Origin of the sequence: Streptomyces sp. NPDC021749 (assembly GCF_040640655.1) — a bacterium.
GTDB lineage: Bacteria > Actinomycetota > Actinomycetes > Streptomycetales > Streptomycetaceae > Streptomyces.
The window spans coordinates 59,344-67,762 of sequence record NZ_JBFACE010000042.1 but is presented as its reverse complement, the minus strand read 5'-3'; the positions used below and the strand labels follow the sequence as shown (position 1 = coordinate 67,762).

Sequence of the window (8,419 nt, the reverse complement as noted above, 5' to 3'; positions counted from 1 at the left end):
CGAACGGCTCGCACTACTGGCCATGCACCCACCGGGACCGAGAGGTCACAACCCTACCGAAGAGGGCTGCAGAAGGGATGGTCCTCTAATGAGCATCGATCCCCACGAGTACGCGACGGTGCACGGCCCGCGCGCCGGAGACCGGGTCGTCCTCGGCGACTCGGGCCTGGTCGTCCGGGTCGAGTCGGACGCCCAGAAGCCCGGCGACGAGTTCCTGGCCGGCTTCGGCAAGACCGCCCGGGACGGGCTGCTGCTCAAGGCCGCCGCGGTCCGCGAGACCTGCGACGTGGTGATCAGCAACGTCCTGGTCATCGACGCGGTCCAGGGCATCCGCAAGGTGTCCATCGGCATCCGCGAGGGCCGCATCCACGCCATCGGCCGGGCCGGCAACCCCGACACCCTCGACGGCGTCGACGTCGTCGTCGGCACCGGCACCTCGATCGTCTCCGGCGAGGGCATGATCGCCACCGCCGGCGCCGTGGACACCCACGTCCACCTGCTCTCGCCGCGCGTCATGGAGGCCTCGCTGGCCTCCGGCGTGACCACGATCATCGGCCAGGAGTTCGGCCCCGTATGGGGCGTCGGCGTCAACTCCCCCTGGGCGCTGGGCCATGCGTTCAGCGCCTTCGACGCCTGGCCGGTCAACATCGGCTTCCTGGGCCGAGGTTCCTCCTCGGGCGACGCCCCGCTCATCGAGGCGCTCGCCGAGGGCGGCGCCTGCGGCTTCAAGGTGCACGAGGACATGGGCGCGCACGCCCGGGCCCTGGACACCGCGCTGCGGGTCGCCGAGGACCACGACGTCCAGGTCGCCCTGCACAGCGACGGCCTGAACGAGTGCCTCACCGTCGAGGACACCCTGCGCGTCCTGGACGGCCGCACCATCCACGCCTTCCACATCGAGGGCTGCGGCGGCGGGCACGTCCCCAACGTCCTGAAGATGGCCGGCGTCCCCCACGTCATCGGCTCCTCGACCAACCCCACCCTCCCCTTCGGGCGGGACGCGGTCGCCGAGCACTACGGCATGATCGTCTCGGTCCACGACCTGAAGACCGACCTGCCCGGTGACGCCGCCATGGCCCGCGACCGCATCCGCGCCGGGACCATGGGTGCGGAGGACGTCCTGCACGACCTCGGCGCGATCGGCATCACCTCCTCCGACGCCCAGGGCATGGGCCGGGCCGGCGAGACCGTACGCCGCACCTTCGCGATGGCCGGCAAGATGAAGGCCGAGCTCGGCCCGATGGAGGGCGACGGCCCGCACGACGACAACGCCCGCGTGCTGCGCTACATCGCCAAGCTCACCATCAACCCCGCCCTCGCGCACGGTCTTTCACACGAGATCGGGTCGATCGAGGTCGGCAAGATGGCCGACATCGTCCTCTGGACGCCGCAGTTCTTCGGTGCCAAGCCGCAGCTGGTGCTGAAGTCCGGTTTCCCGGCCTACGGCGTCACCGGCGACCCCAACGCCGCCACCGACACCTGCGAACCACTCGTGCTGGGACCGCAGTTCGGGGCGCACGGCGCGACGCCCGCCGAGATCTCCGTCGCCTTCGTCGCGGGCGCCGCGGTCGAGCAGGGCAACGACACGATGCCCACCCGCCGCCGCCGGGTCGCGGTCCGCGGCACCCGCGGCATCGGCCCCGGCAACCTCGTCCACAACTCCCGGGTCGGACAGGTCCAGGTCGACGCCCGCAGCGGACTGGTCACCCTCGACGGCGACCCGATGCGCTCCGAGCCGGCCGACACCGTCTCACTGTCGCGCCTGTACTTCCTCTGACCCACCGCTTCCGACCCCACCGGTGTCCGCCGACCGCACCGGCTCCCTCCCAAGGACCCCACATGAACACTCCCGTCGCCGACGGCTTCGCCATGCCCCCGGAGTGGGCACCGCACGAGCGCACCTGGATGGCCTGGCCCGGCCCCAACTTCACCTTTGGCGAGGAGGGCGGCGCGACGCTGGCCGAGGCCCGCCGGGCCTGGGCCGCGGTCGCCCGCGCGGTGCGGCAGTACGAGCCGGTCACCGTCGTCGCCGGCCCCGGCCAGCTGGCCGGCGCCCGCGAGCTGCTCGGCGACGACATCGAGCTGGTCGAACGGCTGCTGAACGACGCCTGGATGCGCGACATCGGCCCGACCTTCCTCACCGACGGCAAGGGCAATCTCGCCGCCACCGACTGGGTCTTCAACGGCTGGGGCGCCCAGGAATGGGCCCGCTGGGACCTCGACGAGAAGATCGCCGAACAGGTCGGCGCGCTGGCCGGGGCCCGCCGCTACGCCACCTCCCTGGTCAACGAGGGCGGCGGCATCCACGTCGACGGCGAGGGCACGGTCCTGCTCACCGAGACCGTCCAGCTCGACCCGGGCCGCAACCCCGACCGCACCAAGGAAGAGGTCGAGGCGGAGATCCACGCCCACCTCGGCACCACCAAGGCGATCTGGCTGCCGCGCGGCCTCGCCGCCGACTACGGCCGGTTCGGCACCCGCGGCCACGTCGACATCGTCGCCGCCTTCGCCCGCCCCGGCGTCGTCATGGTCCACACCCAGCCCGACCCGGACCACCCCGACCACGCCATCTGCAACGAGATCGTCAAGCTGCTCAGCGCCGCCACCGACGCCAAGGGCCGCCGGCTGGAGGTCGTGGAGATCCCCGCGCCCACCGTCATCGAGGCGGACGGCGAGCTGGTGGACTACTCGTACATCAACCACCTGCAGTGCAACGGCGGCATCGTGCTGTGCGCCTTCGACGACCCGCGGGACGAGGAGGCGGCCGCGATCTTCCGCCGGCTGTTCCCCGGACGGACCGTGACGCTCGTGGACGCCCGTACGATCTTCGCAGCGGGTGGCGGCATCCACTGCATCACCCAGCAGCAGCCGAAGGCCTGATCCCAAGGCCCCGTCCAGCCGACCCGGAGGTCCCCGTGACCGGTCCCGCGCGCCGTCCCCGGCGCCGGCTCAACCAGCCCCGCGAGCAGGTCCTGGCCGCGGCGATGGCCACCATCGCCGCGGAGGGCCTGGACCGGCTGACCATGGCGGGCCTGGGCCGCGAGGTCGGCATGAGCAGCGGCCACATCCTGTACTACTTCGGTACCAAGGACGAGCTGCTGCTGCAGACCCTCCAGTGGAGCGAGGAGCAGCTCGGCGCCGAGCGCCGGGCCGCCCTCTCCCGCCGCGTCCCGGCCCGCGAGCGGCTGGACGCGCTGATCGACCTCTACCTCCCCCAGGGCCACCGCGACCCGCGCTGGACCCTCTGGCTGGAGGTCTGGAACCGCTCCCAGAACGCCGACGACGAGGCCCGCGAACGCCAGCTGGAACTCGAACTGGCCTGGCACCGCGACCTGGTGGCGCTCCTCGTCGAGGGCGCGTCCAAGGGCGAGTTCCGCCCCGTCGACGCCGAACGGTTCGCCGCCCGCACCCGCGCCCTCCTCGACGGTTTCGGCACCCACCTCGTCGTCGGCCTCCCCGGTACCGACCGCGAGCAGGTCCGCGACCACATACGGGACTTCCTGGACGAATCGCTCAACGTGGCGTGCCCGTAGCCGGCGCGGCACCCGGCCGTGTGACCACAACGCACGTAAATACGCCCGATCGTTGCCGTGCTCTCCCTTGCCGAAGGCCGACCGGTCCGCGACCGTGATCGGCTATGGGACGAGAGCAGTGGAAGAAGATCTGGGTCGGCTCGGCCGGCAACATGGTCGAGTGGTTCGACTGGTTCGTGTACGCCAGCTTCGCGGTGTACTTCGCGGATGCGTTCTTCCCCAAGGGGAATGACACGGCGAACCTCATGAACACCATGGGGATCTTCGCCGTCGGCTTCTTCATGCGGCCGGTGGGCGGCTGGCTGCTCGGCCGGATCGGCGACCGCAAGGGCCGCAAGGCCGCGCTGACGCTCACCGTCACCCTGATGTCCGCCTCGGCCGTCCTGATCGCGATCGCGCCCACGTACGCCGCCGCCGGCTACGGCGGGGTGGCCGTACTGCTCCTCGCCCGGATGCTGCAGGGCCTCTCGGTCGGCGGGGAGTACGCGGCCAGCGCCACCTACCTGACCGAGGCCTCCGCCGAAGGGCGGCGCGGGTTCGCCTCCAGCTTCCAGTACGTGTCGATGACCGCGGGCCAGCTGCTGGGCCTCGGGCTGCAGATCGTGCTCCAGCGCACCCTGTCCGAGGACGCACTGCACAGCTGGGCCTGGCGGATCCCCTTCATCGTCGGCGCACTGGGCGCCGGCATCGTCTTCTACCTCCGCCGCACCATGCTGGAGACGGAGGTCTACGCCCACGACGAGGGCGCCCAGACCGACCCGGAGCGCGGCACGATCAAGGCGCTGCTGGCCCACAAGCGCGAGGCGTTCCTGGTCATCGCGCTCACCATGGGCGGCACCGTCGCCTACTACACGTACACGACCTACCTGACCAAGTACCTCTCGCAGAGCGCCGGGATGCCCAAGCCGACCGCCTCGCTGGTCAGCTTCTGCGCGCTGTTCCTCTTCATGTGCCTGCAGCCGTTCGCCGGCAGGCTCTCGGACCGGATCGGGCGGCGGCCGCTGCTGATCACCTTCGCGATCGGGTCGACCTTCCTGACCGTGCCGATCATGACGCTGCTCAAGCACGCCGGCAGCTTCTGGCCGGCGCTCGGGCTGTCGCTGCTGGCGCTGGTCGTGGTCACCGGCTACACCTCGATCAACGCCTGTGTGAAGGCCGAGCTGTTCCCCACCGGCATCCGCGCGCTGGGCGTCGCACTGCCCTACGCGATCGCCAACGCGCTGTTCGGCGGCACCGCGGAATACGTCGCCCTGTGGTTCAAGGACGGCGGCATCGAGTCCGGCTACTACTGGTACGTGGCGGGCTGCGCGGCGGTCTCGCTGATCGTCTACCTCACCATGCGGGAGACCCGGACCATCGATCTGCACCGGGTCGGCACCGAGGCGCCCGCGGGTGCCGCGCGGACGCCGGGCCGGGAGCCGGTCGCCGACTGACCCGCGCCCGCCCGCGCACGGCCTCCCTCGCCGGTGGGAGGCCGTTCCCGTTCCCGGGGGATCCGCGGGCGGCCCCCCGACCGCTTGGCTGGAGGCATGAAGAAGACGAGGCATCCACTCGTACCCCTGCTGCTGACCGGCCTGCTGGCGGCGGGCTTCGCCGCCCCGCCCACGGCGGCGGCCCGGCCCGCCACGCCCCGTCCGGCCACCGGGCACTCGGCCGCGTCCCGCCCGGCCGCCGACGACCTCACCGCCCGGCTCTCGGCCGTACCCGGCATGCGGGTGGTCAAGGAGAACCCCGCCCCGGCCGGCTACCGCGCGCTCGAACTGCGCTACCGCCAGCCCGTCGACCACCGGCACCCCGACCGGGGCACCTTCGAGCAGCGGCTGTTCCTGCTGCACCGCGCCACCGCCCGGCCGATGGTGCTGTACACCAACGGCTACGACCTCGACTACCAGGACCCCGGCTTCCGCTCCGAGCCGGCCACGATCCTCGACGGCAACCAGATCAGCGTCGAGCACCGCTACTTCGGCACCTCCACGCCCCACCCCACCGACTGGTCCAAGCTCGACATCCGGCAGGCGGCGAGCGACCTCCACCGGATCGTGCAGGCCCTCAAGCAGGTCTACCGCGCCGCCTGGATCTCCACCGGCGGCAGCAAGAGCGGTATGGCCACCGTCTACCACCGGCGCTTCTACCCGCACGACGTGGCCGGCTCGGTGGCGTACTCCGCCCCCGACAACACCGACGACCGGGACGACACCGCCGTGGACCGCTTCCTCGCACGGGTCGGCACCCCCGGATGCCGGGCCGCGCTCACCGCCGTACAGCGCGAGCTGCTGGGCAACCGGCGAGCGGAGATGGCGGGCCGTCTCGCGCGCTGGGGCGCCGAACAGGGCCACACCTTCCACACCCTCGGCAGCGCCGACCGGGTACTGGAACTCACCGTGCTGCAGCTGCCCATGCTCTTCTGGATGCGCTCGGACCAGGCGGCCTGCGACCGCATCCCCGGACCGTCCGCCGCCTCCGACGAGCTGTACGACTGGTGGACGACCACCTCCCTGGTGCCCGCCTACACCGACCACTACCTGGCCCCGGTCACCGCCTCCTACTACCAGCTCGGCACCCAGCTCGGCTTCGTCGACCTCGCCGCGCCCCACCTGGCCGGGCTGCTCCGCCACCCCGGCATCCAGTCGATGCGGAACTACGTACCGCGCAGCATCCCGATGCGCTTCCGGCCCCGCGCCATGCCCGACATCGACCGCTGGGTGCGCCACCACGGCAGTGAGCTGCTCTTCGTCTACGGCGAGAACGACCCCACCCGCGCCGAACCGTTCCGCACCGGCCCGGGCAGCCGGGACGCCCACGTCTACGTGGCGCCGGGCGCCAACCACGCCGTGACCCTCGCCAAGCTGGCCCCCCGGGACCGCGCACGGGCCACCGCAGCGCTCCGCCGCTGGGCCGCAGTGGACACGCCGCCCGCATAGTGAGACGGCCGGGTATGCGATGCGTCCGATATGGCACACTGCGGACCGTGCTCTCGTTCGCCATGATTATTGGCAGCAGGCGCGCCGGTCCGCAGTGACCGCCCCGTACGACCCGAGTACGGCGCGGCCACCGTCGTCCCAGACCCGCGCGCAGACCTCTCGCACCCGCGAGAGGTTTTTTCGTTTCCGGCACACACCCACCGGAGGCGGAGCGCGAGGGAGCATGGAGGGGCGGCGGCACCGGTCATTCCGGTAGACCGAAACCCGACAGGAGCCAGACCAGCATGACGGACGCAGCCTCCCCGTCGCCCGCCACCCGTCCCGCCGGCGCGGTGCCCGACGACTTCCACGTCTTCGACACCACCCTGCGCGACGGCGCGCAGCGCGAGGGCATCAACCTCACCGTCGCCGACAAGCTGACCATCGCCCGGCACCTCGACGAGTACGGCGTCGGCTTCATCGAGGGCGGCTGGCCCGGCGCCAACCCCCGGGACACCGAGTTCTTCCAGCGCGCCCGCGAGGAGATCGACTTCAAGCACGCCCAGCTGGTCGCGTTCGGCGCCACCCGCAAGGCCGGCGTCCGCGTCGAGGACGACGCCCAGGTCGCCGCCCTCCTGGCCTCCGAAGCCCCGATCATCACCCTGGTCGCCAAGTCCCACGTCGGACACGTCGAACTGGCGCTGCGGACCACACCCGAGGAGAACCTCGCGATGGTCCGGGACACCGTCGCCTACCTCCGGTCCCAGGGCCGCCGGGTCTTCCTCGACTGCGAGCACTTCTTCGACGGCTACGCGCTGGACCCGGTCTACGCCAAGCAGGTCGTCCGCACGGCCGCCGAGGCCGGCGCCGACGTGGTCGTCCTCTGCGACACCAACGGCGGGATGCTCCCCGCGCAGGTGACCGCGGTGGTCCGGACCGTCCTCGCCGACACCGGAGCGCGACTGGGCATCCACGCCCAGGACGACACCGGCTGCGCCGTCGCCAACACCCTCGCCGCGGTGGACGCCGGCGCCACCCACGTCCAGTGCACCGCCAACGGCTACGGCGAGCGGGTCGGCAACTCCAACCTCTTCCCGGTCGTCGCCGCGCTGGAGCTCAAGTACGGCCGCCGGGTACTGCCCGAGGGCAAGCTCGCCGAGACCACCCGGATCTCGCACGCCATCGCCGAGGTCGTCAACCTCACCCCCTCCACCCACCAGCCCTACGTCGGCGTCTCCGCCTTCGCCCACAAGGCCGGGCTGCACGCCTCCGCGATCAAGGTCGATCCGGACCTCTACCAGCACATCGACCCGGCGCTGGTCGGCAACACGATGCGGATGCTGGTCTCCGACATGGCCGGCCGCGCCTCCATCGAGCTCAAGGGCAAGGAACTCGGCATCGACCTGGGCGGCGACCGCGAGCTGGTCGGCCGGGTCGTCGAACGCGTCAAGGAACGCGAACTGGCCGGCTACACGTACGAGGCGGCCGACGCCTCCTTCGAACTGCTGCTGCGCGAGGAGGTCCGCGGCAAGGCGCTGCGCTACTTCACGGTGGAGTCCTGGCGGGCGATCGTCGAGGACCGCCCCGACGGCACGCACGCCAACGAGGCGACCGTGAAGCTGTGGGCCAAGGGCGAGCGGATCGTCGCCACCGCGGAGGGCAACGGCCCGGTCAACGCCCTCGACCGGGCCCTGCGGGTGGGCCTGGAGCGGATCTATCCCCAGCTCGCCCACATGGAACTCGTCGACTACAAGGTCCGCATCCTGGAGGGGGCCCTCGGCACCGGCTCCATCACCCGTGTCCTGGTCTCCACCAGCGACGGCCGCGGCGAGTGGTCCACGGTCGGCGTAGCGGAAAACGTCATCGCGGCGTCCTGGCAGGCCCTGGACGACGCGTACGCGTACGGCCTCTTGCGGGCCGGGGTCGAGCCCCAGGAATAACCCCCCACGTACCCGTCTGCGGCGCCGCTGTGGTTTCCCGCCGTTG

6 protein-coding genes are annotated in these 8,419 nt (G+C 71.7%); all 6 read left to right on the top strand.

The window, feature by feature from the left end; genetic code table 11:
* Nucleotides 1-88: 88 nt before the first annotated feature.
* The 6 genes from AB0G35_RS30850 (at nucleotide 89) to cimA (ending at nucleotide 8,373) form a co-directional block, all read left to right on the top strand.
* Entirely contained in the window at nucleotides 89-1,777 is a 1,689-nt protein-coding gene (locus AB0G35_RS30850) for an urease subunit alpha (protein WP_360956274.1), read from the top strand.
* Between the two features lie 62 nt (nucleotides 1,778-1,839).
* Nucleotides 1,840-2,880 (top strand): agmatine deiminase family protein, encoded by a 1,041-nt coding sequence (locus AB0G35_RS30845; RefSeq protein ID WP_360956272.1) that lies wholly within the window; start codon nucleotides 1,840-1,842, stop codon nucleotides 2,878-2,880.
* A 35-nt stretch (nucleotides 2,881-2,915) separates the two neighbouring features.
* A complete protein-coding gene (locus tag AB0G35_RS30840) occupies nucleotides 2,916-3,533 on the top strand; it encodes a TetR/AcrR family transcriptional regulator (RefSeq protein WP_360956270.1) in 618 nt (205 codons plus the stop codon).
* 104 nt (nucleotides 3,534-3,637) lie between these two features.
* Entirely contained in the window at nucleotides 3,638-4,966 is a 1,329-nt protein-coding gene (locus AB0G35_RS30835; RefSeq protein WP_360956268.1) for an MFS transporter, read from the top strand.
* A 96-nt stretch (nucleotides 4,967-5,062) separates the two neighbouring features.
* Nucleotides 5,063-6,454, top strand: coding sequence for a S28 family serine protease (locus AB0G35_RS30830; RefSeq protein WP_360956266.1), 1,392 nt, complete (start codon nucleotides 5,063-5,065; stop codon nucleotides 6,452-6,454).
* A gap of 284 nt (nucleotides 6,455-6,738) precedes the next feature.
* The gene (gene cimA, locus AB0G35_RS30825; RefSeq protein ID WP_360956264.1) at nucleotides 6,739-8,373 is read left to right on the top strand and encodes a citramalate synthase; all 1,635 of its coding nucleotides are present in this window, start codon (nucleotides 6,739-6,741) and stop codon (nucleotides 8,371-8,373) included.
* Nucleotides 8,374-8,419: the final 46 nt, after the last annotated feature.